This is a genomic window from Exiguobacterium sp. s150 (genome assembly GCF_018618435.1).
Lineage (GTDB): Bacteria > Bacillota > Bacilli > Exiguobacteriales > Exiguobacteriaceae > Exiguobacterium > Exiguobacterium alkaliphilum.
This window is the reverse complement of sequence record NZ_JACSMC010000014.1, coordinates 1-22,473: the sequence shown is the minus strand read 5'-3', so window position 1 is coordinate 22,473 and position 22,473 is coordinate 1. Positions and strand designations below refer to the sequence as shown.

32 protein-coding genes, 2 tRNA genes and 2 rRNA genes are annotated in these 22,473 nt (G+C 51.6%); 10 read left to right on the top strand and 26 right to left on the bottom strand.

From position 1 onward, the window contains the following. Positions 1-140 precede the first annotated feature (140 nt). Complete coding sequence (locus KNP76_RS08525; protein ID WP_034806069.1) at positions 141-455, top strand: hypothetical protein; 315 nt, start codon at positions 141-143, stop codon at positions 453-455. Between the two features lies 1 nt (position 456). Beyond that, on the top strand, positions 457-804 hold the full coding sequence (locus KNP76_RS08520) for a type II toxin-antitoxin system RelE family toxin (protein ID WP_051622581.1): 348 nt from the start codon (positions 457-459) through the stop codon (positions 802-804). Between the two features lie 108 nt (positions 805-912). Here the strand turns inward: KNP76_RS08520 and KNP76_RS08515 are convergent, their stop codons facing one another. From KNP76_RS08515 to groES, 3 genes are all read right to left on the bottom strand, one after another. After that, the gene (locus KNP76_RS08515; RefSeq protein ID WP_214844126.1) at positions 913-1,872 is read right to left on the bottom strand and encodes a hypothetical protein; all 960 of its coding nucleotides are present in this window, start codon (positions 1,870-1,872) and stop codon (positions 913-915) included. A 131-nt stretch (positions 1,873-2,003) separates the two neighbouring features. Further along, positions 2,004-3,644 carry a chaperonin GroEL gene (gene groL / locus KNP76_RS08510; RefSeq protein ID WP_214844119.1) on the bottom strand — a complete coding sequence of 547 codons (1,641 nt, stop codon included), beginning with the start codon at positions 3,642-3,644 and terminating at the stop codon, positions 2,004-2,006. 42 nt (positions 3,645-3,686) lie between these two features. After that, a complete protein-coding gene (groES, locus tag KNP76_RS08505) occupies positions 3,687-3,971 on the bottom strand; it encodes a co-chaperone GroES (RefSeq protein WP_021065365.1) in 285 nt (94 codons plus the stop codon). A 260-nt stretch (positions 3,972-4,231) separates the two neighbouring features. Here groES and KNP76_RS08500 point away from each other — a divergent pair, with 260 nt between their 5' ends. Both KNP76_RS08500 and KNP76_RS08495 read left to right on the top strand, forming a co-directional pair. Next, positions 4,232-4,882 (top strand): CPBP family intramembrane glutamic endopeptidase, encoded by a 651-nt coding sequence (locus KNP76_RS08500; protein ID WP_214844117.1) that lies wholly within the window; start codon positions 4,232-4,234, stop codon positions 4,880-4,882. Positions 4,883-4,898: 16 nt separating this feature from the next. Further along, entirely contained in the window at positions 4,899-5,108 is a 210-nt protein-coding gene (locus KNP76_RS08495; protein ID WP_029333739.1) for a YdiK family protein, read from the top strand. A 40-nt stretch (positions 5,109-5,148) separates the two neighbouring features. On the opposite strand, the gene KNP76_RS08490 is transcribed toward KNP76_RS08495, so the two are convergent. The 3 genes from KNP76_RS08490 to KNP76_RS08480 form a co-directional block, all read right to left on the bottom strand. Continuing rightward, positions 5,149-5,367, bottom strand: a complete 219-nt coding sequence (locus KNP76_RS08490; RefSeq protein WP_214844115.1) for a hypothetical protein — start codon at positions 5,365-5,367, stop codon at positions 5,149-5,151. Positions 5,368-5,790: 423 nt separating this feature from the next. Then, a complete protein-coding gene (locus KNP76_RS08485; RefSeq protein WP_214844113.1) occupies positions 5,791-5,952 on the bottom strand; it encodes a hypothetical protein in 162 nt (53 codons plus the stop codon). Next, positions 5,945-6,310, bottom strand: coding sequence for a hypothetical protein (locus tag KNP76_RS08480; RefSeq protein WP_214844111.1), 366 nt, complete (start codon positions 6,308-6,310; stop codon positions 5,945-5,947). Before KNP76_RS08480 ends, KNP76_RS08485 begins: the two co-directional genes overlap by 8 nt. A 117-nt stretch (positions 6,311-6,427) precedes the next feature. On the opposite strand from KNP76_RS08480, the gene KNP76_RS08475 reads away from it, so the two are divergent. Continuing rightward, positions 6,428-6,706 (top strand): hypothetical protein, encoded by a 279-nt coding sequence (locus KNP76_RS08475; protein ID WP_214844109.1) that lies wholly within the window; start codon positions 6,428-6,430, stop codon positions 6,704-6,706. Positions 6,707-6,739: 33 nt separating this feature from the next. Here KNP76_RS08475 and bsh read toward each other — a convergent pair whose 3' ends face one another. The 4 genes from bsh to KNP76_RS08455 all read right to left on the bottom strand — a co-directional run bounded on the left by bsh (position 6,740) and on the right by KNP76_RS08455 (position 9,211). Further along, positions 6,740-7,714 carry a choloylglycine hydrolase gene (bsh, locus tag KNP76_RS08470; RefSeq protein WP_214844107.1) on the bottom strand — a complete coding sequence of 325 codons (975 nt, stop codon included), beginning with the start codon at positions 7,712-7,714 and terminating at the stop codon, positions 6,740-6,742. A 158-nt stretch (positions 7,715-7,872) separates the two neighbouring features. Further along, positions 7,873-8,031, bottom strand: a complete 159-nt coding sequence (locus tag KNP76_RS08465; protein ID WP_024372064.1) for a hypothetical protein — start codon at positions 8,029-8,031, stop codon at positions 7,873-7,875. Positions 8,032-8,139: 108 nt separating this feature from the next. Further along, positions 8,140-8,724: an NADPH-dependent F420 reductase gene (locus KNP76_RS08460; RefSeq protein WP_214844106.1), complete on the bottom strand. Its 585-nt coding sequence runs from the start codon at positions 8,722-8,724 to the stop codon at positions 8,140-8,142. 13 nt (positions 8,725-8,737) lie between these two features. Then, positions 8,738-9,211, bottom strand: a complete 474-nt coding sequence (locus tag KNP76_RS08455) for a hypothetical protein (protein WP_034805553.1) — start codon at positions 9,209-9,211, stop codon at positions 8,738-8,740. A gap of 151 nt (positions 9,212-9,362) precedes the next feature. Between KNP76_RS08455 and KNP76_RS08450 the strand changes: the two genes are divergently transcribed. Continuing rightward, entirely contained in the window at positions 9,363-9,545 is a 183-nt protein-coding gene (locus tag KNP76_RS08450; protein WP_058765577.1) for a PspC domain-containing protein, read from the top strand. A 32-nt stretch (positions 9,546-9,577) separates the two neighbouring features. Here KNP76_RS08450 and KNP76_RS08445 read toward each other — a convergent pair whose 3' ends face one another. From KNP76_RS08445 to KNP76_RS08425, 5 genes are all read right to left on the bottom strand, one after another. After that, positions 9,578-10,924 carry an FAD-dependent oxidoreductase gene (locus KNP76_RS08445; protein ID WP_214844104.1) on the bottom strand — a complete coding sequence of 449 codons (1,347 nt, stop codon included), beginning with the start codon at positions 10,922-10,924 and terminating at the stop codon, positions 9,578-9,580. A gap of 186 nt (positions 10,925-11,110) precedes the next feature. Continuing rightward, positions 11,111-11,398: a YesK family protein gene (locus KNP76_RS08440; RefSeq protein WP_214844102.1), complete on the bottom strand. Its 288-nt coding sequence runs from the start codon at positions 11,396-11,398 to the stop codon at positions 11,111-11,113. Between the two features lie 98 nt (positions 11,399-11,496). Next, positions 11,497-12,285, bottom strand: coding sequence for a twin-arginine translocase subunit TatC (tatC, locus tag KNP76_RS08435; RefSeq protein WP_214844100.1), 789 nt, complete (start codon positions 12,283-12,285; stop codon positions 11,497-11,499). Between the two features lie 2 nt (positions 12,286-12,287). Then, positions 12,288-12,506 carry a twin-arginine translocase TatA/TatE family subunit gene (tatA, locus tag KNP76_RS08430; RefSeq protein WP_034815843.1) on the bottom strand — a complete coding sequence of 73 codons (219 nt, stop codon included), beginning with the start codon at positions 12,504-12,506 and terminating at the stop codon, positions 12,288-12,290. Next, entirely contained in the window at positions 12,506-13,162 is a 657-nt protein-coding gene (locus tag KNP76_RS08425) for a redox-sensing transcriptional repressor Rex (protein ID WP_029596207.1), read from the bottom strand. The genes tatA and KNP76_RS08425 overlap by 1 nt, the downstream gene beginning before the upstream one ends. A gap of 149 nt (positions 13,163-13,311) precedes the next feature. On the opposite strand from KNP76_RS08425, the gene KNP76_RS08420 reads away from it, so the two are divergent. Continuing rightward, on the top strand, positions 13,312-15,213 hold the full coding sequence (locus tag KNP76_RS08420) for an ABC-F family ATP-binding cassette domain-containing protein (protein WP_214844098.1): 1,902 nt from the start codon (positions 13,312-13,314) through the stop codon (positions 15,211-15,213). Next, complete coding sequence (locus KNP76_RS08415) at positions 15,210-15,617, top strand: hypothetical protein (protein WP_034815839.1); 408 nt, start codon at positions 15,210-15,212, stop codon at positions 15,615-15,617. The genes KNP76_RS08420 and KNP76_RS08415 overlap by 4 nt, the downstream gene beginning before the upstream one ends. Positions 15,618-15,662: 45 nt before the next feature. Here the strand turns inward: KNP76_RS08415 and KNP76_RS08410 are convergent, their stop codons facing one another. The 7 genes from KNP76_RS08410 to KNP76_RS08380 form a co-directional block, all read right to left on the bottom strand. Next, complete coding sequence (locus KNP76_RS08410; protein WP_034815837.1) at positions 15,663-16,229, bottom strand: hypothetical protein; 567 nt, start codon at positions 16,227-16,229, stop codon at positions 15,663-15,665. Between the two features lie 14 nt (positions 16,230-16,243). Continuing rightward, positions 16,244-17,266 carry a tRNA (adenosine(37)-N6)-threonylcarbamoyltransferase complex transferase subunit TsaD gene (tsaD, locus tag KNP76_RS08405; protein ID WP_214844096.1) on the bottom strand — a complete coding sequence of 341 codons (1,023 nt, stop codon included), beginning with the start codon at positions 17,264-17,266 and terminating at the stop codon, positions 16,244-16,246. Continuing rightward, on the bottom strand, positions 17,263-17,724 hold the full coding sequence (gene rimI, locus KNP76_RS08400) for a ribosomal protein S18-alanine N-acetyltransferase (protein ID WP_211780043.1): 462 nt from the start codon (positions 17,722-17,724) through the stop codon (positions 17,263-17,265). The genes tsaD and rimI overlap by 4 nt, the downstream gene beginning before the upstream one ends. Then, positions 17,717-18,373 (bottom strand): tRNA (adenosine(37)-N6)-threonylcarbamoyltransferase complex dimerization subunit type 1 TsaB, encoded by a 657-nt coding sequence (gene tsaB, locus KNP76_RS08395; RefSeq protein WP_214841599.1) that lies wholly within the window; start codon positions 18,371-18,373, stop codon positions 17,717-17,719. The genes rimI and tsaB overlap by 8 nt, the downstream gene beginning before the upstream one ends. Further along, on the bottom strand, positions 18,370-18,819 hold the full coding sequence (gene tsaE, locus KNP76_RS08390; RefSeq protein WP_214841597.1) for a tRNA (adenosine(37)-N6)-threonylcarbamoyltransferase complex ATPase subunit type 1 TsaE: 450 nt from the start codon (positions 18,817-18,819) through the stop codon (positions 18,370-18,372). Before tsaE ends, tsaB begins: the two co-directional genes overlap by 4 nt. A 105-nt stretch (positions 18,820-18,924) precedes the next feature. After that, positions 18,925-19,001: transfer RNA gene (locus tag KNP76_RS08385), tRNA-Met, on the bottom strand. A 25-nt stretch (positions 19,002-19,026) separates the two neighbouring features. Beyond that, positions 19,027-19,103 (bottom strand) — tRNA-Met (locus KNP76_RS08380). A 139-nt stretch (positions 19,104-19,242) separates the two neighbouring features. On the opposite strand from KNP76_RS08380, the gene KNP76_RS08375 reads away from it, so the two are divergent. After that, entirely contained in the window at positions 19,243-20,025 is a 783-nt protein-coding gene (locus tag KNP76_RS08375; RefSeq protein ID WP_214844088.1) for a sporulation protein, read from the top strand. On the opposite strand, the gene KNP76_RS08370 is transcribed toward KNP76_RS08375, so the two are convergent. Further along, entirely contained in the window at positions 20,020-20,652 is a 633-nt protein-coding gene (locus tag KNP76_RS08370) for a uridine kinase family protein (RefSeq protein ID WP_211780047.1), read from the bottom strand. The genes KNP76_RS08375 and KNP76_RS08370 overlap by 6 nt on opposite strands. Before the next feature lie 51 nt (positions 20,653-20,703). Between KNP76_RS08370 and KNP76_RS08365 the strand changes: the two genes are divergently transcribed. After that, entirely contained in the window at positions 20,704-21,081 is a 378-nt protein-coding gene (locus tag KNP76_RS08365) for an HIT family protein (protein WP_034808384.1), read from the top strand. Between the two features lie 10 nt (positions 21,082-21,091). On the opposite strand, the gene KNP76_RS08360 is transcribed toward KNP76_RS08365, so the two are convergent. The 3 genes from KNP76_RS08360 to rrf (KNP76_RS08350) all read right to left on the bottom strand — a co-directional run. After that, positions 21,092-22,030 (bottom strand): hypothetical protein, encoded by a 939-nt coding sequence (locus KNP76_RS08360; protein WP_214844082.1) that lies wholly within the window; start codon positions 22,028-22,030, stop codon positions 21,092-21,094. A 135-nt stretch (positions 22,031-22,165) separates the two neighbouring features. Further along, a 5S ribosomal RNA gene (gene rrf / locus KNP76_RS08355) occupies positions 22,166-22,281 on the bottom strand. A 95-nt stretch (positions 22,282-22,376) separates the two neighbouring features. Next, positions 22,377-22,473: ribosomal RNA gene (rrf, locus tag KNP76_RS08350) — 5S ribosomal RNA — on the bottom strand; the annotation flags it as partial.

Here is a 22,473-nt window from a genome sequence, read left to right as displayed (position 1 = left end):
ATAGAGCATTCCTGTTTTTGGAAAGGGATGAGCAATTTTTATAGCAGGCGACTTATTAATCGTTTAATTAAACGTTTAATAAAACGCTTTTCATGTTATAGTATATGTAAGGAAAATCGTTGTGAAGGAGGCGCAAGAAGATGGGAACACTAAAAGAAAAATCAGCTGTCTCATTGACAGCTGATCAAATCATTCCAACGACAACTGTGACCCGGTCTTTTAAAAAAGTTCGTGAAAAAGCACAAGCTGTCCCTCTGTTCGTGACAAACGCACAAGGAGAAATTGATACTGTGCTCGTTGGATTTAACCAATTTGAAGAAATGACTGAATTGATTCATCAACAAGCTGCTCTTCTTGAAGAACTAGAACTACTCTCTCGTTTAAATGACGCCACTCAACATTCAGATGAGTTTGTGGATGCAGACGACGTATTCAAGGAATTAGGCATCGAATAATATGTTCAAAGTCGAATTTCATAGAAAAGCCGTCAAAGAACTCAAAAAACTAGATGCGCAGATTATCCGGATCATTAAACAGGACATCGATAAAAAATTGAAAATCGACCCCATTGGTTATGGGGAACCGCTCCGTGGTAAATTAACTGGATGTTATAAATTAAAGTACAAATCTATGAACCTTCGTCTCGTTTATACCGTCAAACAAGATCAGTTGACGATTATGCAAATTACAGAAGAAGATGAACTTGAAGGTGTTGTTCGTATTTTGTCCATCGGAGAACGCACACGAGAAAAAGTATATAAAGAAGCAGAACTAAGAAAAGCCCAAGAAGAATCCGACATGTGATTCTTCTTGGGCTTGTTTATAAGATGCCCGAGAAAATAACATCACAGGCAGCACCACCAATTAGAACGTAGTGGTCTTCATACTCCTTGAAATATTGTTTGAACGTTTCTAATCCTTCCATCCCTGCAACACCCTTTCCATCAAACGCTCGATTTCAATCTCAATCCGAGGATCTTCTTTCTCATCATCAGACAACGATAAAATGACAGATAAAGGATCCATGTATCGCCCTTCATTTAACTCTAAGCGATATTTCACAACTTGCACTACACATGCAGGATCTTCATCGGACCGGACCGTCTTCATTTCTTTCAATCGAAGTGCTTTTTCTTCTTCACGTGTGATCGCATAAATTGGATAATCAGGTCCGTTTAACATCGTATACTCACTGAATGCGGATAGACCACTTGTCATGAGTGTATTGGGTTGAATCTTTTTCTCTAATCGATAGTCACGGACCACCGGGTTAAATAAATACGGATAAAAGGTGTCCCAAAACGTGTATGTGTCTTCTTTTCTAGAAAAAACGCGTTCTTTACCATCTCGGCATACAAGTGATGAATCAATTCCCTCTAACTCATCAAAGATACGTGAAACTGTCATCTTAGAGACATCTAACTGAGTTGCCGCCTCAGCTAGAGACAATCTTGTCCAATTCTTATAAATACTGAGCAAGATAAAACGTTGAGTTTGAAGTGAAACCTTCGTCACTTCCGGTAATTCACGGAGCTGAGACTTGTGAAGTAGGATGCCCATAAACGGCATATAAATCTGTTCCTCATTCAGAATAAAAGGAATTCCTTTCGCTGTCATTTGGTTCATTTTATACGTAGACAACGTGTTAAAACCAAAAACAACAGGTGTATTCGTCATTTTGCTCAATTTTTTTAAATGTTTTTCAAGTGTTATGACACTCACATTTGTTTGAGGAAGTGCAAACAGAATAGATTGACCCTGAATGATCCATTGACGAAACTTATACGCATTGTTTATTGAAAGAGGCAATTGCAACTGTTTCTGTGTTTCTTTTATGTCGACATGCATCGTTTCTTCAACATAAGATTTCATCGAGGAATCCTCCTTAACATACTTTTTTTAATCATAACACAATTTATGTTATTGTTTAAAAATTAGTGTTAAACATAAAAAAACCACCCACCAGCTTTCGCTGATGAATGGTTCCGGTTAAAGCGTATGACTTACATCATGCCGCCCATTCCACCCATGCCGCCCATGTCAGGCATGCCGCCGCCAGCGCCTGCTGGTTCTGGCTTGTCTGCGATGACAGCTTCTGTCGTGAGGAACATGGCTGATACTGATGCTGCGTTTTGAAGCGCCGAGCGCGTCACTTTCGCCGGATCGACGATACCGTGAGCGATCATATCGACGTACTCGCCAGTCGCGGCGTTATAGCCGATGCCGACCGATTCGTTCTTGAGCTTCTCGACGATGACCGAACCTTCTTCACCCGCGTTTTCCGCGATTTGACGGACCGGTGACTCGAGGGCACGAAGGACGAGTTTCACACCTGTCGCTTCATCTGCTGTCACTTCAGAAAGAAGTGCACGAACGGCTGGGATGACGTTGATGAACGCCGTACCACCACCTGCGACGATGCCTTCTTCGACGGCTGCGCGTGTCGCGTTGAGTGCGTCTTCGATGCGGAGCTTGCGTTCTTTCAACTCTGTCTCTGTCGCTGCGCCGACTTTGACGACGGCTACGCCGCCTGCGAGTTTCGCGAGACGCTCTTGGAGTTTCTCACGGTCGAAGTCAGACGTTGTCTCTTCGATTTGGTTGCGAATCGTTTGAACGCGTGCTTTGATTGCCGCTTCGTCCCCAGCACCTTCGACGATTGTTGTCGTGTCTTTCGTGACGACGACTTTCGATGCGCGTCCGAGCTGTTGGAGGGACGCCGACTTGAGCTCGAGGCCGAGGTCTTCTGTGATGACTTGGCCGCCTGTGAGCGTCGCGAGATCTTCGAGCATCGCTTTACGACGATCGCCGAAGCCTGGCGCCTTGACCGCGACCGCGTTGAACGTACCACGGAGCTTGTTCAAAACGAGTGTCGCGAGCGCATCGCCTTCGATGTCTTCCGCGACGATCAAGATCGGTTTACCTTGTTGCACGACTTGCTCGAGCACTGGGATGATTTCTTGGATGTTCGAGATCTTCTTATCTGTGATCAAGATGAACGGGTTATCGAGCACCGCTTCCATCTTGTCTGAGTCTGAGATCATGTATGGTGAAAGATATCCACGGTCGAACTGCATCCCTTCGACGACGTCGAGTTCTGTCGTGAAGCCGCGTGACTCTTCAATCGTGATGACGCCGTCGTTGCCGACGCGCTCCATCGCTTCTGCGATTAACTCGCCGACTTCTTCGTCCGCTGCCGAGATAGCTGCGACTTGCGCAATCGCTTCTTTCGACTCGATTGGTTTCGAGATTTCTTTCAACTCTTCGAGTGAACGACGAACTGCTTTGTCGATTCCTTTACGAAGAATCATCGGGTTTGCGCCCGCTGTCACGTTCTTCAACCCTTCACGAATCATCGCTTGAGCGAGGACTGTCGCTGTCGTCGTACCGTCCCCTGCGACTTCGTTCGTCTTCGAGGCGACTTCAGCAACGAGCTTCGCGCCCATGTTTTCGAAGTGGTCTTCGAGTTCGATTTCTTTTGCGATTGTGACGCCGTCATTCGTGATGAGCGGTGAGCCGAACTTCTTCTCGAGGACGACGTTGCGTCCTTTCGGTCCGATTGTGACTTTTACTGCGTCAGCGAGTGCGTCGACACCGCGGAGCATCGCGTGACGTGCGTCTTCTGAGAATTTGATTTCTTTTGCCATTGTTCATTTCCCCCTAGAAAAGTTTTTGAAAAATGGTGAGTCTTAGCCTACGATTGCGAGAATGTCGCTCTCTCGAACGATTAAGTATTCTTTGCCTTCATGCTTCACTTCGGTACCCGCGTACTTCGAGTAGATGACCAAATCATTTTCTTTGACGTCGAGCGCGATTCGCTCACCTTGGTCCGTGACGCGGCCAGTGCCGACTGCGAGGACGCGTCCTTGTTGCGGCTTCTCTTTCGCCGTGTCAGGAAGTACGATGCCTCCGATCGTCTTTTCTTCTTTCTCCACGACTTCGATAATGACGCGATCGCCTAGTGGTTTTAACATAGAAAAAACCTCCTCCGAATATGAATGATGTATCGTTGAATCGTAAGTTATTAGCACTCAGTAAAAAGGAGTGCTAACACTGATTAGTGTAGTATGAGACGCCTAAAATTGCAAGAGGGGAACATCGGAAAATTGCTCTCACTCGCGGTCAAGAGACCTTATTTGATACAATGGTCAAAAGGAACGCTTACTCTTATGATTAAGGACGTGTTGAATTGGCCACACTAAACTCAAACCAATCGATAAATACCCGTTTTTCGATGGCGCCTAACATTCGGGTTCGACACATCATCCCGATTCTCTTATACGCCTTCGTACAGTTTTTCCCTGTACTCATCAACGAAGTCCGTCCGGAATGGATTACACCGACGGCGACAGGCCTCTGGTTCGCCATCGGCTTCAGTTTGACAATTATCATCTCGTTCTTCCTGCTCTGGCCGGATTTGAAACTGTATAAACAGCAAGGCATCCAGTCGAACTTGAACGATACGGTCAAATGGATCGGCCTCGGGATTCTCATGCAGTACGGGCTCGTCATCGTCGCCAACTTGATTGAGACGGCCATCACCGGTGAAATGGTCGCCTCGGAGAATACGGAACGAATCGCGGATATTGTCCGACTCGTTCCTGTCATGACGTTATCGGTCGTCTTGCTCGGACCGATTATCGAAGAGATTCTCTTCCGTCATATCCTATTCGGCAACTTGAGCGCCCGGTTCGGCTTCTGGATCGCCTTCGGTGTCAGCTCTGTCTTGTTCGCGCTCATCCATGATGACAACCGTTTCCTCGTGTACGTCGCGATGAGCTTCGCCTTCACGGTCGCCTATGCGAAGACGCGTCGCTTAATCGTTCCGATTGCGATTCATGCGTTCAACAATGCGCTCGTCATGGTCGCCCTATTATTGATGTAGAAATGAGGTGGCACGTATGCCGCGACACTTAAAAATCATGCTGACGTTCAGCTTATCTTTCGGGATCTTGTTCACGGTCCTCGCCTACTACTCGGTACAAGAGTACGGTTTCAGCTTCTGGACGTACTTCATCATCGCCGTAGCCGCGTATGACTTCTTCAAGGTGTATCAAATCTTGACACTCGCCCGAAAAGCGAAAAAAGAAAAGACCGATAAATCGGCATAAAAACATCCCAAGCGACGGTGTCGCTTGGGATTTTCTATAGTCATATTTCCTTGGATGGATTCATCAGGTCGTTTCGATAGACGTCTCGCATGAGTAAGCCACCAATCGTCAAGCCCCGATACACGAACAAACCACCGAGTGCGACGAACACGGTTTCAGCAGTCGGAAGGGTTCGCAGGTCGAATAAAAGCCCGACAATTAAGACGAGCAGGAAAGACAAGACGACGAACGACACCGTCTTCTCGTTCAGTTCGTTCATGATGCTCGTTTTCGACTCGTCCGAAAGTCGCTTCACTTGTTGACTTTGACACTCCCACGATTGAAACCGTGGGATTCTGAAGTGCTTGTGCGAGCGCAGTCCATTTCTGTTTTGCTCAAGCCTTCAGATGAGGGTGTGCCATCACCCCTCCTGAGACAGACCATATAGGTTCTCAGGCTGATGGACTGTTACCATCCACCACAGGTCGTTGCAGGTGTGTCCACCTGATGTTTTAGCGTCTTTTACGTGACGACAGGCATCGTTTTACCGGTCACATGTTTTCGTGACCGAACCGGATACGATTCTCAAGGTGCGATGGACACGGGCGTTTTAGAGACTTGTACTTGTCTATGGAATATATATACCCGAATGTCGGATGTTCTTCACATCCGAACTCACTTTCATCCCATCCCTAAAGGCGGGCTATGCCCGGTATGGGCTTTCCCGTTCGTAAAATCTGTAATAGGAATAGACGGTGATCCCGAGACCCGTTACTGCAACGAGCGCGTATTGTTCAAGCCATAGGTCGAGTCCAATCAGTGCCAGCCACATCACGAGTAATCCTTTGAATACGTTCTTATTCATCTTTCGCCTCCTGCTCGTACGTATAAATCTCATTCATCAAAAACAGCCCTTTTGTCGCAAACAAATAGGTCAAAGCGGTCAAGGCAAGATCCTGAGTCGGGATCGTCACCTGCGTCGCACCAAATCCAATCAAATACATCACCACGAACACGAGGACGGCGACGAGCCACGTCTTCTCACTCGAGCGCCAAAGTAGACGTTCTTTGACCGAGGTCGCATACTCTCCCGTTTTTAGGCGTTTCTGCCGGTAAAACAACACGCTCGCGATGAGAAACAATAGATACGAAGACACACCAAAAACGGTGCCCGCAATCACCAAGCCGATTCCGACGGCGAAGGCCAGCTTCCGTCCGCTCATATCATCCACCTCCTCTTCCCATCTATACGAAGAAGTTTGCGACAAGTTTCGTTCGCTTTGAAAACGCGATTGCCGTACGTTATAATTGATAGGTGAACTATCAAAAGGAGAGATACGATGAAGAAAGTACTATTTTCTATCCTCGCTTCCGTCTTTCTTGTCGGTTGTACGGACGCCGATGGGTTGGCCACATACGAAGAGTATAGTGTGCTCGAGGAGACAATCGACGTCGCGAAGTACGAACCGAAAGTCGAGACCGATAACGATGGCAGCCGCGTCATCCTGTTCTATGAGAATGGACGTGTGGCCTATAAGAGCGTCTACGTGAAAGACGAGCGTCATTTGAAAGTGATCAGCACAGACGATGCGCCGCCCCTTTATAACGGTACGCTATAAGACACAGCCCTCTTCACGCGAAGAGGGCTGTTCTCAATTCTCGTAATGGATCTGTTGCTCGTGTTGAAGGCGATACGTGATCAATTGCTCGCTATCTAACTGCTCATTGAACAGCGATACGGCCGTGATTTGGTTATTGTCATACGTCCGATAATAATAGATACCATCGTCGACGTTACAGCACGAGGAATAGATGGTGTACTCGTACGTCCCATCCTCCGCCTCGTTCAATCCACGCACTTGGAGCACCGTATCCAACAGTTTGAAAAATTGCCCGACCGCAGACGCCTCGGTCGGTTCACAGACCGAGTTGAATGTGGCGAACGTCGCCCGGACGAAGCGCGATGTCGACGATAGGTCGCCCGGCAATCCCTGCCCGCCCAATCCGAGGCAATAGGCATCGAGATTCAATGTCGGCGCGAACGTATTGACCGGCAGCTTAGTCGAGACGTGCCGATAATCGTTCAGATTGAACAGCTGATATTTGAACGACGGATTGTTCGTCAAGACCCCGACCGGATTGTCGTACACGCGTAGCCCGTCCGCCATCGGCTCGACGACAATTGACGTGTCCCTGTCGGCGATGATCCAGTGCAGCGGGTGAAGCGGGAGCGCGTCGCTGAAGTTGAGATTGACCAGATGAATCGTCGCCAGTCGTTCTTTCACTTCCTCGATTGTCGCACACTGCCCGAGGATCCACGGGATGAACTCAAACGGGGAGACGTTGTCGCGTCCGTCGACTTCCGGCTTGAATATGGCATTCCCCGGGAAGTTCAGCCCCGCCATGCTCAGCCCTTTCTCATTCGTCGCTTCATAATAGAGTGGATAATCTTGGACGACGGTCGCCATCCCGATCATCGCGTAATGGTTCGTATTTTCGCCCATCCGTCTGAAGTTGAACGGATAATGTCGAGGCGTGATCGTCACTTGTTCGTGATAGGACACGTTCAGGTCTAAGTTTCTGCCGAAGTAGTGGGCGTGCGGCGCATACGTGATTGCGGTACACATAATTAGACTCCTTCCATTCCAATGCAAACAGTAACAACACTCTTTGGTCTATTCACGTTATGCGATGACTTAAACCACAGTCCCTCACACAGAAAAGACCGGTCAGGCTTTCTCCTCACCGGTCTTCATGTCCCTCTGTATGCTTTTGGAGACTTCTTCTATAACACGATAAACCCGACCGTCAACAGTCCGTACATGAAACCGAGCACGATGACACTGATGGCGATCGTTTTATACTGCGGGTACTTATGTAAGACGACCGCCCCAGCGATGACGTGGATGAACGCGACGATGAACGTCAAAATGGCAAAACCCATAGCTGTCTTCCTTCCTGACCAATCGTTTTCTAGAAAATCCTCAATACTCACAACCCCATTCTATCAAAGATTACTTGAAAGACCGAGACGAATTCGCCTCGGTCTGTTTTAGAAACTATTTTCTTTCAAGTAAAACGCAAAGTTCCGATGTTTCCGCTCTTTCGTCGCATAATGGATCCATAGCCACGCGAGCGACTCGAGCTCACGCGCGAGCTTCAAGTGTCTGAGCGTATGGGCATCAAAGCCGATCTTCGCAGCGAGGTCTTGCACGGCCCGGACCGACTCCTGTTCGTCGCCGGCGATGAACATCATCGATTTGTTCGGGTTCTCTAGGTTCTCGACACCCGTCTGGTTGAACGCCTTGACGATGCGGACGTGCGGGGCGAGCTCTTGCAGATGCTCGGCCCCCGATTTTCCTTCCGGCCGCTCGATGGCGTCAAACTCTTTAGCGATCGGATTCGTCACGTCGATGACGATTTTGTCGTCTAAGTCACGTAGCGATTGAATCAAGTCGACGGCGGCCGCGAACGGCGTCGTCAATAAGAGGATTTGCGCGTTCGACGCCACGTCTTGGAGCGACATCGTCCCCTCGCGCTCCGAACGCGTCCCATACAACACTTCATATCCGACGTCCTCGAACTTGCGTCCGAGCGTCCGACCGACTTTCCCTGCTCCTAATATCCCAATCTTCATATACAACTCCCCTTCACAGTTCTTCGTCTGTCCGTGTCACCGTGCCACCGAGTTCGGCGGCGAGCCCATCGAGCACCGAATGATCAAACTCCTCCCCGATACCCATCACACCGGTCTGTCCCGGCTCGATGTTGCCGACGGTCCGTTTGAACGTCTCTTGAATGCTTTGGACGTGCTTCAAATCTTTCGTCCCGCCAATGAGTCCGCCCGTTAGCGTCCCGAATAAAATCCCGAACGGTCCTCCGAGAATCCCGACGGCCATTCCAATCAAGGCACCTTTCGTCGACTTGTTCGTCGATGTCAGTTGGACGGCATCTTCGAACGAGAACGCCCCATTGTCTTCACGCTTGATGACGACGAGCTGTTCGAACCCGATTAGCCCTTCGGCGTGATACTTCTTCAACTTACTGAACGCTTGATACGAGACCGACTCCTCTGGAAACGTGAACGTGACGATGTGGTACGACTGCTTTTCCTTCTTCGCCATATCGGCTCCTCCTTTTAAAGGACCAGGTGACACATGCTTTCTCTTAACCCTTCCCCGGCTTCAGACGAAAAAAAACCTGTGACAATCGTACACGGCCAGCAGGTTTACATGGTAAAATTTACATAAAATATGTGAGATAGGAGCCACGCCTATGCAACGTCCGCTTCGAAAATCTGCCACGAACCGCTCACTCTCGGGTGTGTGTGGCGGCATCGCTGAATACTTTGACTTGTCTCCGCTCGGTGTACGTCTGCTCTTTTTAATCGTGCCGGGGAACGTCCTCATCTACATGATTCTCGCCAACTCGATGAAGGACGCTCCACGCTACCTATAAAAAAACTCGGAAGCCGCGGCTCCCGAGTTTTTTTATGCGTTGACTTTATCTTTCATCGCCGCGAGCGCCCCACTGTTGATGAAGTGCCATGGCTTGTTGTAGTGCGGTTGGAAGAAGAAGTCGACATAGGCGAGCTCTTCGACCGTCATCTCGTTTTGGATGGCGAGCGACAACGTGTTGACCGCTTGCGTCATGTCCGCTTTCGAGAGCACTTGTCCGCCGACGACACGATGTGTGCCGACCTCGTAGACAAGCTTGAACTGGACTTTTTCAGCCGTCGGCATGAATTCAGGACGATAGGCGTCCTCGACGACGACGCTCTCGACGTCGAGGCCGAACAAGGCGGCCGCTTCTTCCGTGAGACCTGACGAGGCGATATTCCAATCGTAGAGGCGAAGACCTGAAGTCCCTTGCGTCCCTTGATAACGGACACGCGGTGCGATCAAGTTCTCGGCGACGAGCGTCCCCATGCGGACGGCGTTCGTCGCGAGCGGGATGTAGGCGTGCGTGCGCGCCGGGTTGTAGTAGACGGCACAGCTGTCCCCTGCTGCGAAGACGTCCGGGTTGCTCGTGCGCATATATTCGTCGACGATGATGGCGCCGTTGCCAAGCATGTCGACTTGGCCTTCGAGGAGGCCCGTGTTCGGACGGAACCCGACACAGAGGATGACGAGGTCGGCCTCGAACTCGCCTTTATCGGTCACGACGTGCGTGACGTTTCCGTCTGTCCCACGGAACGCTTCGACCGTCTGGCCGAGCTCGAGGTCGATTCCTCGTGCCGTCATATCCGCTTCAAGTTGGTCGGTGAACGACTTGTCAAGATACTTGTTCAAGATGCGGTCGGCACTATCGATGAACGTGACGTGTTTGCCGTACACTTCGAACGCCTCGACGAGTTCGACACCGATATAACCGGCACCGATGACGGCGATGTTCGTCGCGTCTTTTGCCCGCTCGATGATGCGTTGGGCGTGGCCATAGTTTTTGCAGAGCTCAATCCCAGTCATCTCGATGCCAGGAAGCGTCGGGACGATCGGCCATGAACCAGTCGTGACGATCAAACGATCGAACGTGTCATACACTTCTTCCCCGGTGTCGAGGTTTTTCGCATGGACCGTCTTCGCTTCCGTGTCGATATTCAACACGTCGTGCTTCATGCGCATTGTCGCACCGAGTTCTTCGAGCTCAGTCGGTGACGCGTAGAAGAGCTCTTCCGCACGTTTGACGACACCGCCGACGTGGAGGGCGATCCCACATGAGAGGAAGCTGACGTTGTCGTTCCGCTCATACACCGTGATGTCGAGATTGTCGTGCTTGGCGAGTAATCCTTTGACTGCTGCTGTTCCTGCGTGTGTACATCCGATGACTGCGATTTTCATATGGTTGTCTCTCCTTTGAGTGTTAGGCAAGTTAGTGTTTGTGATAAATATCACATTTACTTTCTGAAATTAGTGTACTATTTCACAAGACAGTTTGACAATACCTTTGCTCAACTTTTCACGTAATTATGTCGAAAATTTGAACGCTCGTTGTGACACGAAAAAACCATCCTGTGATCAGGATGGTCAAGAGGATAGGCGTCGCTGTTTGACCCAAAGATAGGTGGCGACGCCGATATAAAGAATGAGCCCGAAGGCGTATAGACTGAATCCGATCAAGCTCCATCCCATCCCGTCCCAGCCACGGATGAAGACGAGACCAATCAAGAACAGTGTATAGCCGATTCCCCCGAGAAAGAGCGGAAACGTCAGTCTTCGCTTACGTGACGACCGTAAAAAATGAAGTGCGCAGATAAGTAAGGCCGTCGTCAAGACGCCGACTGCGATGAGCGCATCCCCGTAATATTCCCACATGACCTGTCCTCCCTGAATCGTTGATGGTCTCCTTATCTTACCACGGTGACGTCACACTTACTCGTTCAAAAAAAGCATCGCGTCCAAGAACGCGATGCTCACTTCTCATTCATCTGTTTCATCAAATCCATCTGTTCTTTCACTTGCGCTTCCTTCTCACGTCTGAGCACCCCGCGATACGTGACGCGTGAAATCGACAAGCTGATTTCATACAGGAAGAAGAGCGGTAGCGACACCATGAGGTGCGACGTCAAGTCAGGTGGCGTGATGAACGCCGCGATGACGAACAACGCGAAGTAGGCGTACTTCCGAATCTTTGATAAGAAAGACGGCGTCACGACCCCGATACGCGTCAAAAACATCGTCACGACCGGCAGTTGGAACAAGAGGCCGAACGGGATCGTGAGTTGCAAGAGGAACGTGAAGTAGTTCGACGCCCCGATGATTTGCGTCAGCCCGAGGTCTTGCCCGAGGTTCGTCGAGATGTCGAGGACGAGCGGGAACAACCAATAGTAGGCGAACGCGAGACCGACGAGGAACAAGATGAAGATGATTGGGATATAGGCGAGCGTCCCTCTCCGCTCTTTCGGATGCAGACCAGGTGCGACAAACGCCCACAGTTGATACAGTAGAAACGGACTGGCCGCGACGAGACCGATGACGAGCGCCAAATTCAAATAAATCATGAGCGGGTCCGCGACCCCAAAGGCGTTCAGCTCTAGTCCTCGTTCGACGAGGTCCGCCTGTAGATAGGCGAGCACGTATTTGACACTCGGCAAAGCGGCCAAAAAGAAGGCAAAGACGACAAATGCCGACAGCATCAGTCGTCTCCGCAGCTCTGTCAAGTGGTCGGACAGCGCCCGCTCTTGATCAGGTTGATGGTTCATGATTACTGCTCTTTCTTCTCAGAATCTTTCTTGTCTTTTTCATCATGTTCGTTCATCATACCGCTCGTGGCATTTTTGAATTCACGGAGCGTCTGGCCGGCCGCACGGCCGAACTCAGGCAACTTCTTCGGCCCGAAGATGATGAGCGCGATAATCGCGATAATGAAGAGACTTGCTCCCCCCGGAATCCCGACGACGAGTGACGATGCTAGTAATTCCATTATTGATGGACCCCCTCAGCAGATGGATAGTGTTGCATAAAGTAAATGAGCGACTGGAGTTCGATCGACAAGTCGATATGATGGACGCGGACCGTGTCCGGCACCGTAAGTCGAGCCGGCGTGAAGTTCAAAATCCCTTTGATGCCAAAGCGGACCAAGTCATCGGCGACCGGCTGCGCATAGGCGGACGGGACCGTGAGGATGGCGACATCGATTTTGTTTTGCTTCATGATCTGTTCCATCTCATCGACGTGATGAATCGGGACACCGGACATCGTCGTGCCGACTTTTGTCTCATCTGCATCGAACCCGACGACGATATGTGTGTTATTGTTTTTAAGGAAGTTATAGTTGACGAAAGCTGTCCCGAGATGACCGACCCCGACCAAGGCGACGTTCGTGATTTCGTCCTGGTTCAACGTCTTTCGGAAAAAGTCTAACAGATACTGTACGTTATAGCCATATCCCTTTTTACCGAGCGCACCGAAGTACGAAAAGTCGCGGCGAATCGTCGCCGAATCGACCTTGACCGCCTCACTCAGTTCGGCAGAAGAGACACGTTGTTTGCCTGATGAATGCAGGCTTTGGATAAACCGATAATATAGTGGCAACCGTTTGGCTGTCGCTTGCGGAATCTTTGGTTCGTTTTGACTCAACGGAAAGAGCCTCCTTTTTACGACACGTTACACACGAATCTGATTTCATACACCTTGATTGTAAACGAATTCACATGACCACTCAACGAATATACCTGAAAAGACTAAAAAATACAGTATACTAAATACAGAGAAAGGGGTTTTTTCACTTGATCCTATTGCAAGTCAACAACTTATCGAAATCATTCGGCGTCGAGCCGATTTTAGAGAACGTCAAACTCGAGATTCAAGAAGGTGAACGTGTCGCCCTCGTCGGCCGGAACGGTGCCGGCAAGTCGACGCTCCTCAAAGTCATCGCCGGGGAATATAACTACGACTCAGGCGACATCATGAAGCCAAAAGACGTCACGATCGGCTACCTCGCCCAAGACTCCGGGCTAGAATCGAGCGAGACGATCTGGAACGAAATGCTCACCGTCTTCACCGATTTAATCGAGCAAGAACAAACGCTCCGACGGATGGAGCAAGACATGGGCAGTGAACGCATCTTGAACGATGCGGACGCCTATGAACGGCTCCTCGCCGCGTATGACGAGGAACAACATACGTTCAAGGATCGGGGCGGCTATCAATATGAAGCGACGATTCGCTCGGTGCTACACGGGATGCGGTTCTATCCGGACGACTTCGAGCGTCAAATCGACACGCTTTCGGGTGGGCAACGAACGCGTCTCGCCTTGGCGAAGATGCTCCTCCAGAGCCCGGACCTCCTCATCTTGGACGAGCCGACGAACCACTTGGACATCGAGACGCTCGCGTGGCTCGAGAAGTACTTGAGCGGCTATAAAGGCGCCGTCCTCATCGTCTCCCACGACCGCTACTTCCTCGACCGGGTCGTCTCGGTCGTCTATGAGCTGTCGCGTCATCGGAGCCGTCGCTTCGTCGGCAACTATACGAAGTACCTCGAACAAAAAGCCGCCATCTATGAGCAAGAGAAGAAGCAGTTCGAGTCACAACAAGAAGAGATCGCCAAGATGCAAGACTTCATCCAACGTAACATCGCCCGCGCGACGACGACGAAGCGTGCCCAGAGCGTCCGGAAGCGACTCGAGAAGGTCGACCGGATGGATGCACCGGACGGCGACGAACGCAGCGCCGTCCTCTCGTTCACGATCAAACGCCAGAGCGGGAATGATGTGTTGAGCGGAAGCGACCTCGCCATCGGCTATGAGGAACCAATCGCTCAAAACCTGCGCTTCCAGCTGCAGCGCGGCGAATCGGTCGCCCTCGTCGGCCCGAACGGGGTCGGCAAGTCGACGCTTTTGAAAGTGTTGACGAAACAACAGCCGGCGCTCACCGGCGACATCCGTTACGGTACCGGCGTCGAGATCGGCTACTACGACCAGGAGCAACAGAATCTGTCTGATAAGAACCGCGTCATCGACGAGATTTGGAACGACTGGCCGCTCATGCGCGAGCAAGACGTACGGAGCCTGCTCGGCCAGTTCCTCTTCAGTGGGGACGACGTCATGAAACGTGTCCACGAACTGTCAGGCGGTGAACGGGCCCGCTTGACGCTCGCAAAGCTGAAGCTCGAGCAGCCGAACTTGCTCATCTTGGACGAGCCGACGAACCACTTGGACCTCGACTCGAAGATGATTCTCGAGAACGCGCTCCTCGACTATCCCGGCACCATCCTGTTCGTCTCGCACGATCGGTACTTCATCGACCGGCTCGCCACGCGGGTCCTCGAGATCACGCCGAACGGGATCGACGAGTACCTCGGTGATTACTCGTACTACGTCGAGAAGAAAGAAGAACTCGAAGAACTGGCCCGGCTCGCACGCGTTGAGACGAAACAAGTCGTCGTCAAAAAGCAACGGGCCGACAAGGAACAACAACGTGAGGAGCGTCGAATGAAACAGCGCATCGAAGAGATCGAGCTCACGATTGAACAGCACGAGGCGCGCCTCGAAGAGATTGAACAGCTCCTTTGCGAGCCGGACGTCTTCAACGACTTCGCGCGGGCACAGGAGCTATCGAGCGAGTCCGACGCGACGAAAGAGTCAATCACGGCACTGTATGCGGAATGGGAGGAGCTCCATTCATGATGCGGTCCCGTGCGCTGCGGATCGACTGGTTGCATGCGTTTTTGACCGGTCTCGCCTTCATCGTGCCGACCGGGACTGAATTCGTGTCCGAGCTCATCCGTGGAGAATCGACGATCGTCCCGACAATCGTGTTTTACTTCTTGCCCGTCGTCATCGGCTTCATCATCCAGACGTGGAGCGGCATCTTCATCAGTCTCCTGAGTGGATTGCTCATGAGCACGCTCTTCATCCGCCTCGTCGTCTGGCCGGTCGACGTGACGGTGCATAGCTTTTATGCACCCGGGTCGGTCTGGTTCCACTTCTATCAAACGACACTGTTCATGTGGGTGCTCGCGCTCCTCGTTTTCATCGTGAGCCGCGTGAATATGTGGTATAAACAGAAAAAACATCGTCCAGAAGCATGAAAAAGGGAAGCGTTCTCCTCGAATGGAGTCCGCTTCCCTTTTTGTTTAGAAATAACGCAGTGGCAAGAAGCCGCGCGTATGGAAGTCGAGTTTCGTGCCGTCTTCGGTGATGAAGAAGACGTATTCGTTCGTGTCGACGTCACGGACGAACACTTTGTAAAATGTCATCGCTTCTTCCCGGTTCGTCACGTAGCGTGCTTCATGGGTCGAGATGACTTGGGCGAACAGCTGTTGCTCATCGAACTCGGCGATGAGCGATTCGAACTGCGCCGCCTCTTCCTCGGTCGCCTCGCGTCCCGGGAAAAGTTCGTAGTAGGCGTCGCTCGCCTTCGGTTGAATCCCTAAGTTGCGATCGACGACGAGGACGCTCTCGATGTCTTGGTCGTCCATGTTCTTATACCCATACAGCGCTTCGACGAGCGTGTTCTCGCCCGTGACCCGGCTGATGCCTTCAAGCGATTCGGCCCCGGTGAGCGAACGCACACGCGTCGCTTCCGGCACGATTTCTTCTTGATAGGCGATATTATAGGCGCGGATAATCTCTCGTACTTGCAAAAACGTCGCGACGACGAGCAGTACGACGAGCCCGCCAATGATGATGCGTTTCGTCATGTCTCTATTTCCCCCTAGACTGTCATGCTCTCTTCTAAGGATAACCCAGGAACCGCATTCATCGCTAGTGTATCGCGCTTCCCGCGCACATACGCGTGATGTCCCGCGACCCCAATCATGCCGGCGTTGTCCCCACAAAGCGCGAGCGGCGGGATGACGAGGCGGATGCCTTCTTGGTCAGCCGCTGCCTGTAGCGCGGCCCGCAGGCCACGGTTGGCCGCGACACCACCGGCGACGAGGAGTTGTTTCGCACCTTTCTCGTTCACGGCACGAATCGCCTTCTCGACGAGCACTTCGACGACACTCGCTTGGAAGCTTGCCGCCAAGTTCTCCGGGATAATCGTCTCGCCCCGTTGCTCGGCGTTATGCACGGCGTTGATGACCGATGACTTCAGCCCGCTGAAACTAAAATCGAAGCTGCCTGGCTCGAGTCGGACGCGTGGGAACTTGTACGTGTCTTCCCCGCTCGCCGCGAGACGGTCGATGGCCGGTCCGCCTGGATAAGGGAGGCTCAGCGTCCGGGCGACTTTGTCGTACGCCTCACCGGCCGCATCGTCACGCGTCTCACCGATGACTTCGAAGACGCCATGTTCTGGCATATAGACGAGCTCGGTATGACCACCTGAGACGACGAGGCAGACGAGCGGAAAGTCCATCTCTTCGACGAGGTCGTTCGCATAAATATGCCCGGCGATATGGTGCACCCCGATGAGCGGTTTGTTGTGGGCGAACGCGAGCGCTTTAGCGGCACTGATGCCGACGAGGAGCGCTCCGACGAGTCCAGGACCTTGCGTGACCGCGACGGCGTCGACGTCTTGCATCGTCACACCGGCTTCATTGAGGGCATCGTCGATGACGTACGTGATTCGCTCGACGTGATGGCGCGAGGCAACCTCGGGCACGACGCCGCCGAACCGTTTATGGCTTTCAATCTGTGACGAGACGACGTTTGATAAGAGTGTCTTGCCGTCCTTCACGAGGGCGACCGACGTCTCATCACAGCTCGACTCGATCGCCAAGATGAGTGATGTGTTCATTCGGTTTCACTTCCTAACTTCGCCCAGTAAATCAAGGCGTCTTCATTGTTGTCTTGATAGTAGCGTTTGCGACGACCGGCGCACTCGAAGCCGAACTGCTCGTACAGCTTCTGAGCGCCGACGTTCGAGACACGCACCTCGAGCGTGAGCGCGGCGAGCGATTGCGCACGGGCGTACGTGACGAGCGCGTGAAGTAGCTGGTTTCCGACACCCTGTCCCCGATATTCCGGTAAGACGGCGATGTTCGTGATGTGTCCCTCGTCAACGATTTTCCATACCCCGGCAAAGCCGATGACACGACGATCATGAACGGCGACGAAATAGATGGCTTGCTCGTTTCGAAGCATCTCATTCATGAACGCTTCTTTCGTCCACGGAATCGCGAACGAGGCTTCTTCAACGGCCGTCACTTCTTCGACGTCAAGCCACGTCATGCGGCGGATGGTGATGTCAGCCATGATTTTGTCCCTCGAGCCATTTCGCCTCCGCCTCAGCGAGACGCAAATATTCCGGCTCAAACGCGTGGACGTCCGATGTCTCTTCTCCGAGTGCAACGAGATCGCTCGCGCGTCCATAGCAGTGGGCGGCTGGCGCTTCTGTATAGGAATAGTTTGCTAAGACGTCTCGGAACGGTTCGACGTCACCGACAACGACGAACTCCCCTTTCATATGTGTCTCGAGCCATGTCTCGACGGACGCATGCGTATCTGGGGTGAGTGGTTCATTATGCTGGTAATGTCCGATATAGGCGTTCCCGCGTCGTGCGTCGATGAGCGACACGACTGGGCGTTCTGTGTTCGGGGCTGCCGCCATGAGACGGAGGGCCGAGACGCCGACGAGCGGGATGTGGAGCGTATAGGCGAGCGTCTTTGCCGTCGTCACCCCGATGCGGATGCCCGTGTACGAGCCCGGTCCGGTCGTGACGATGACGCGCTCAAGTTCAGCTGGTGTCCATTTGACGGCTGCCATGAGCTGCTCAATCATCGGCATGAGCGTGACGGCGTGGTTCTTCGATACCATGACCGTTGCCTCGGCTTGAATCGTGCCATTTTCACTGAGCGCGACTGACAGTCGTGTCGTCGCCGTATCAATCATCAACTGTTTCATGCGAGCACCTCCTGGACGATTGTCTCGTACTTCTGTCCGACCGGTGCAAACGTCAGCCGTCGTTCTTCATCCCCAACACGCTCAATGGTGATGGCGAGCCGTTCAGTCGGAAGCGACGACTCGATCAAGTTCGACCATTCGACGATGGCGACACCGTCCCCGTTGATGTATTCTTCAAGACCGATGTCGTCCCCGGTGTCCTCGAGACGGTAGACGTCCATATGGTAGAGCGGTAAGCGCCCTTGGTATTGCTTCATGATCGTGAACGTCGGGCTGTTGACGTTCCGTTTCACGCCGAGTCCTTTACCGAACCCTTGTGTGAACGTCGTCTTGCCGGCACCAAGGTCCCCGTTCAATGTTATGACCGTTCCGGCCGTGACACGTGCGGCGAGTTTTTCCGCCACCGCTTGTGTCTCAGCCGCGGAATGGGTAATCAATGTATACATGAATGTTTCTCCTTTAGTGGTTGTCGCGATACGTACTCATTGTACACTCCATTTTAGACAAAAAAAAACACGAAACGTTATCGTTTCGCTATCTCATTTAAAAATTGGTTGCGGGGGCTGGATTTGAACCAACGACCTTCGGGTTATGAGCCCGACGAGCTACCAGACTGCTCCACCCCGCGACGACGTATGAAATTAAATAAAAATTGGTTGCGGGGGCCGGATTTGAACCGACGACCTTCGGGTTATGAGCCCGACGAGCTACCAGACTGCTCCACCCCGCGATGGTTTGAATTGTTTCGACATCCTCTATAATAAGTGAAGTAGTTATATAATGCAACCTTTTTCTTCATGTTTTTTCAGAATTGGAATCGGGAACATTTAAAAGAGTCTAATTTATTAGAGAAAAGGAGCGCGACCGTCATGTCGAAATGGGGCAATCGCTTTAAAAAATGGTTCTTTTCTGAGCTCGATGCGTCCGTCTATTTCCATACTGTCCCGTTCATCCCGAACGAGACCGTCCACGGGACTTTGCGTGTGATGAACACGACGACACACGTCGTCCGACTAAAAGAGTTGACGCTCAATTTCCTGACGACGTTCAAAGACATCACGCTCGAAGGAAACGAGTTCAATCGTGAAGCCGACATTCAAGAAGTGCCAATCAGTTTATCGGCCGTTCTCGAATCGGGTGCCGAAGAGCATATCCCGTTCACGTTCGATTTGACGATGTACGCCCCTTCGACTGCCGGCGCGCCTTACAGTGTCGAAGCGACCGTTTGGGACACCGATGGGAAACGGGTCTGGTTCGATGTCATCGAGAAAGTCGAAGTCGAGCCGCTCCCTGCCTTAAAACGTTTACTTGAGGCGACTGAGCACGCTGGTCTCGAGCTCATGTTCACCCGTAACGTGATCGACCCGATTGGCGAAGAGCGGCCGTATCCGTTTGTCGAGAAGTATGGCTTTAAGCCGATCGGCGACTGGGCTGACGAGTTCGAGGTCGTTAAATCATTTTGGCGCATCGATGAAGATGGGGTCGACGTCTATTATTGGCTCGATAATATCGAGAAACAACGAACGCTCGATTCCATCGCCAACGATGTCACGATGCGCCATCGCTCGCTCACGTGGGAACAGCTCGAACGTGAGCAAGACAGACTCGGCCTCGGCATCCAAGAGACGTTACGCAGCCACCGTTCTTCATGAGCGGTGGTTTTCAATCGTCCATACATCGTTACTCGTCGAGACGATTGTTTGAAACTTCTCGCGCTGCGGATGCATGAACAGGTCGTATTGGAGCCGACGCTCGTCGTGTGACGCCTTTAAATACGCCAGGTCCATTCCCCGTTGTTGCACGTCGCGTACAGAACGTCGCGCAAACTCAGTGTCGCTATCGGTATATAGATAAACCGATACATCCCACCAATCCGATCCAAGGAACGCGACGCTCATGCCTTCGATGATCGTGATCCGTTTTGCCGGATCAATCCACGTTCGTTCAAGGTATGGGACGTCAATCGTGAAGAAACCGATGCCTTCACGTACCATGCGGACGTCACGCTCTAGCGATAATAGATGGTGTGCGGACGGATGACAGGCCGTCATCTTATAGTGATGCGCCTGTCCATCGACCGTGTAATCGAGCATGGCACTCTTTCGTAACATCGAGTCCGTGATATATGGGTCGGTATTGATGTAGTTCACGTCCCCGAGGCGCTCACGTAGCGCATCTGCGAATATCGTCTTCCCAGCACCCCCGTGTCCTGAGATGGCGATAATCGTGCGCTCCTCTCGTTCGGCCTGGGTAACTATCCTATCAATCAATTCATTCATAATGCTCCCCCTTTTGGTACACTTCATATAGAAAGGAAGTGTACCAAGTCTATGTCAACTTGTCCATTTTGTCATCCACAGCTAGATCCGTCCCAGACGATTGTCGCCGAGAATGAGACATGCTACTTCTTGATGCACGAACGTGAACAAGACGTGCTTGTCGGCTCTGGCGTCATCGTCCCGAAACAGCATCGCGCAACGACATTCGAGCTTACACCTTTAGAATGGAACGATACATATGCGTTACTTCACGAAGCGAAGTCATTCCTTGAGGAGACGTATGGCCCTGACGGCTATACGCTCGGTTGGAATGTGGGTACTTCTTCAAATCAAACAGTTCCTCATGCGCACTTGCACGTCATCCCTCGCTACGCCAACGGACCGCACGCCGGGAAAGGGTTACGCCATTGGTTGAAGCGACCTGAATAAGTAAAGCAGCTCATCGCGTGACGATGAGCTGCTTTCGTTTGTTTTCAGTCTCCTCACGTCGCCGTTCTAAACGTTCGACTTGTCGCATCATGCGTTCGATGAGTTTTTCGATTTCACGATCGAGGCCATTCACCTTATCAAGTGACTCATTAATTCGTCCATGCATCGTCCATTCGGAGAAGATGTCATCGAGGAAATAGTCCGCGAACTGAATGAGCGATCCACGTTCAATGTGTAAGCCGCTGACGACTTCTTTCACGTCATCGAGTTCCCGCGAGAAGCGTTCAAGCGCGGATTGAAGTTCATGCATCGTTCGTTCAGAGGCGTCAATGGCATCATGTTTCATCGCTGTCGCAATCAACCCGCCGCCGAAGAACGTGTCATACGTCGACCACCCTTTCGCGCTGTCGAGATGTTTAAGCGTCTTCGCGATCGCTGCACGAGCCGACCGTCCTGCAACAATGGCTTCATTGTATTCAATTAACGCCTCACTCGTATCTGCCTGTTCGTTTGTGAGACGATACAACGTTTCTCTAACGTCGGGATCTTGTTTTAGCCGGGCTTCTTTCGCTTCCAAAAATCGTTCCCATTCCGTATCGATGTCTCTATACATTTCAAACGTCTCACGAAGATCGCGGCGTTCGAGCTCCAACTCATCAATCATCTTCTCATGTTCTCGTAACTTCAGTTCGGCCCGGGCTGCCTCTTCCAATTCAATTGTTTTTTGTTCATTGAATGTCCCGCGAAACTTTCGCCACGTATTAACGAGCGAGAACGACTCTAAATCATACACGTCACGCTGTTCTTTCGTGAAGGAGTTTAGCAGTTGCTTTCGCACCGTTTCATGTTCGGCAATTTGTTTATCAAGTGTTTTCAACTTGCGAGCGAGTCGATCTCGTTCAGAGAGACGCTGTTGCAAATCAAGTTGTTGTTGATGAAAATCGGTCATGTTAGGTTCTCCTTTCGCTTGCTTTGAGGTCTTCGTTCTATTGGTCTCTTATCTGTACGAAAGAATGTCTCGAAAGTTTCAGTCTGAACGACAAAAAAGGACGATCGAGCATTTGCTCAATCGTCCTTTGCGCTGGCCTAGCAACGTCCTATCCTCACAGGGGGAAACCCCCAACTACTTTCGGCGCTGAAGTACTTAACTTCCGTGTTCGGCATGGGAACGGGTGTGACCACTTCGCTATCGCCACTAGACGATTATTATATTAGCATATAGTTTACATTACGTCAACTGCCTAAATAAGTTACATAAGAAAAACGACCGAGCGGATGCTCGATCGTCTCATGTTGCCTGGCAACGTCCTATCCTCACAGGGGGAGACCCCCAACTACTTTCGGCGCTGAAGCGCTTAACTTCCGTGTTCGGCATGGGAACGGGTGTGGCCG

Coding starts and splice junctions, on each gene's coding strand:
- KNP76_RS08515 (WP_214844126.1), bottom strand. CDS start 1,872: ATGAAATCTTATGTTGAAGAAACGATGCATGTCGACATAAAAGAAACA.
- groES (WP_021065365.1), bottom strand. CDS start 3,971: ATGTTAAAACCACTAGGCGATCGCGTCATTATCGAAGTCGTGGAGAAA.
- KNP76_RS08480 (WP_214844111.1), bottom strand. CDS start 6,310: ATGAGCGGACGGAAGCTGGCCTTCGCCGTCGGAATCGGCTTGGTGATT.
- KNP76_RS08415 (WP_034815839.1), top strand. CDS start 15,210: ATGATGCGGTCCCGTGCGCTGCGGATCGACTGGTTGCATGCGTTTTTG.
- KNP76_RS08375 (WP_214844088.1), top strand. CDS start 19,243: ATGTCGAAATGGGGCAATCGCTTTAAAAAATGGTTCTTTTCTGAGCTC.
- tsaB (WP_214841599.1), bottom strand. CDS start 18,373: ATGAAACAGTTGATGATTGATACGGCGACGACACGACTGTCAGTCGCG.
- groL (WP_214844119.1), bottom strand. CDS start 3,644: ATGGCAAAAGAAATCAAATTCTCAGAAGACGCACGTCACGCGATGCTC.
- tatC (WP_214844100.1), bottom strand. CDS start 12,285: ATGAACCATCAACCTGATCAAGAGCGGGCGCTGTCCGACCACTTGACA.
- KNP76_RS08445 (WP_214844104.1), bottom strand. CDS start 10,924: ATGAAAATCGCAGTCATCGGATGTACACACGCAGGAACAGCAGCAGTC.
- KNP76_RS08500 (WP_214844117.1), top strand. CDS start 4,232: ATGGCGCCTAACATTCGGGTTCGACACATCATCCCGATTCTCTTATAC.
- KNP76_RS08460 (WP_214844106.1), bottom strand. CDS start 8,724: ATGAAGATTGGGATATTAGGAGCAGGGAAAGTCGGTCGGACGCTCGGA.
- tatA (WP_034815843.1), bottom strand. CDS start 12,506: ATGGAATTACTAGCATCGTCACTCGTCGTCGGGATTCCGGGGGGAGCA.
- KNP76_RS08475 (WP_214844109.1), top strand. CDS start 6,428: ATGAAGAAAGTACTATTTTCTATCCTCGCTTCCGTCTTTCTTGTCGGT.
- KNP76_RS08485 (WP_214844113.1), bottom strand. CDS start 5,952: ATGAATAAGAACGTATTCAAAGGATTACTCGTGATGTGGCTGGCACTG.
- bsh (WP_214844107.1), bottom strand. CDS start 7,714: ATGTGTACCGCAATCACGTATGCGCCGCACGCCCACTACTTCGGCAGA.
- KNP76_RS08490 (WP_214844115.1), bottom strand. CDS start 5,367: ATGAACGAACTGAACGAGAAGACGGTGTCGTTCGTCGTCTTGTCTTTC.
- KNP76_RS08410 (WP_034815837.1), bottom strand. CDS start 16,229: ATGACGAAACGCATCATCATTGGCGGGCTCGTCGTACTGCTCGTCGTC.
- KNP76_RS08520 (WP_051622581.1), top strand. CDS start 457: ATGTTCAAAGTCGAATTTCATAGAAAAGCCGTCAAAGAACTCAAAAAA.
- KNP76_RS08440 (WP_214844102.1), bottom strand. CDS start 11,398: ATGTGGGAATATTACGGGGATGCGCTCATCGCAGTCGGCGTCTTGACG.
- KNP76_RS08360 (WP_214844082.1), bottom strand. CDS start 22,030: ATGACCGATTTTCATCAACAACAACTTGATTTGCAACAGCGTCTCTCT.
- KNP76_RS08370 (WP_211780047.1), bottom strand. CDS start 20,652: ATGAATGAATTGATTGATAGGATAGTTACCCAGGCCGAACGAGAGGAG.
- tsaD (WP_214844096.1), bottom strand. CDS start 17,266: ATGAACACATCACTCATCTTGGCGATCGAGTCGAGCTGTGATGAGACG.
- rimI (WP_211780043.1), bottom strand. CDS start 17,724: ATGGCTGACATCACCATCCGCCGCATGACGTGGCTTGACGTCGAAGAA.
- KNP76_RS08365 (WP_034808384.1), top strand. CDS start 20,704: ATGTCAACTTGTCCATTTTGTCATCCACAGCTAGATCCGTCCCAGACG.
- KNP76_RS08525 (WP_034806069.1), top strand. CDS start 141: ATGGGAACACTAAAAGAAAAATCAGCTGTCTCATTGACAGCTGATCAA.
- KNP76_RS08465 (WP_024372064.1), bottom strand. CDS start 8,031: ATGGGTTTTGCCATTTTGACGTTCATCGTCGCGTTCATCCACGTCATC.
- KNP76_RS08450 (WP_058765577.1), top strand. CDS start 9,363: ATGCAACGTCCGCTTCGAAAATCTGCCACGAACCGCTCACTCTCGGGT.
- KNP76_RS08455 (WP_034805553.1), bottom strand. CDS start 9,211: ATGGCGAAGAAGGAAAAGCAGTCGTACCACATCGTCACGTTCACGTTT.
- KNP76_RS08495 (WP_029333739.1), top strand. CDS start 4,899: ATGCCGCGACACTTAAAAATCATGCTGACGTTCAGCTTATCTTTCGGG.
- tsaE (WP_214841597.1), bottom strand. CDS start 18,819: ATGTATACATTGATTACCCATTCCGCGGCTGAGACACAAGCGGTGGCG.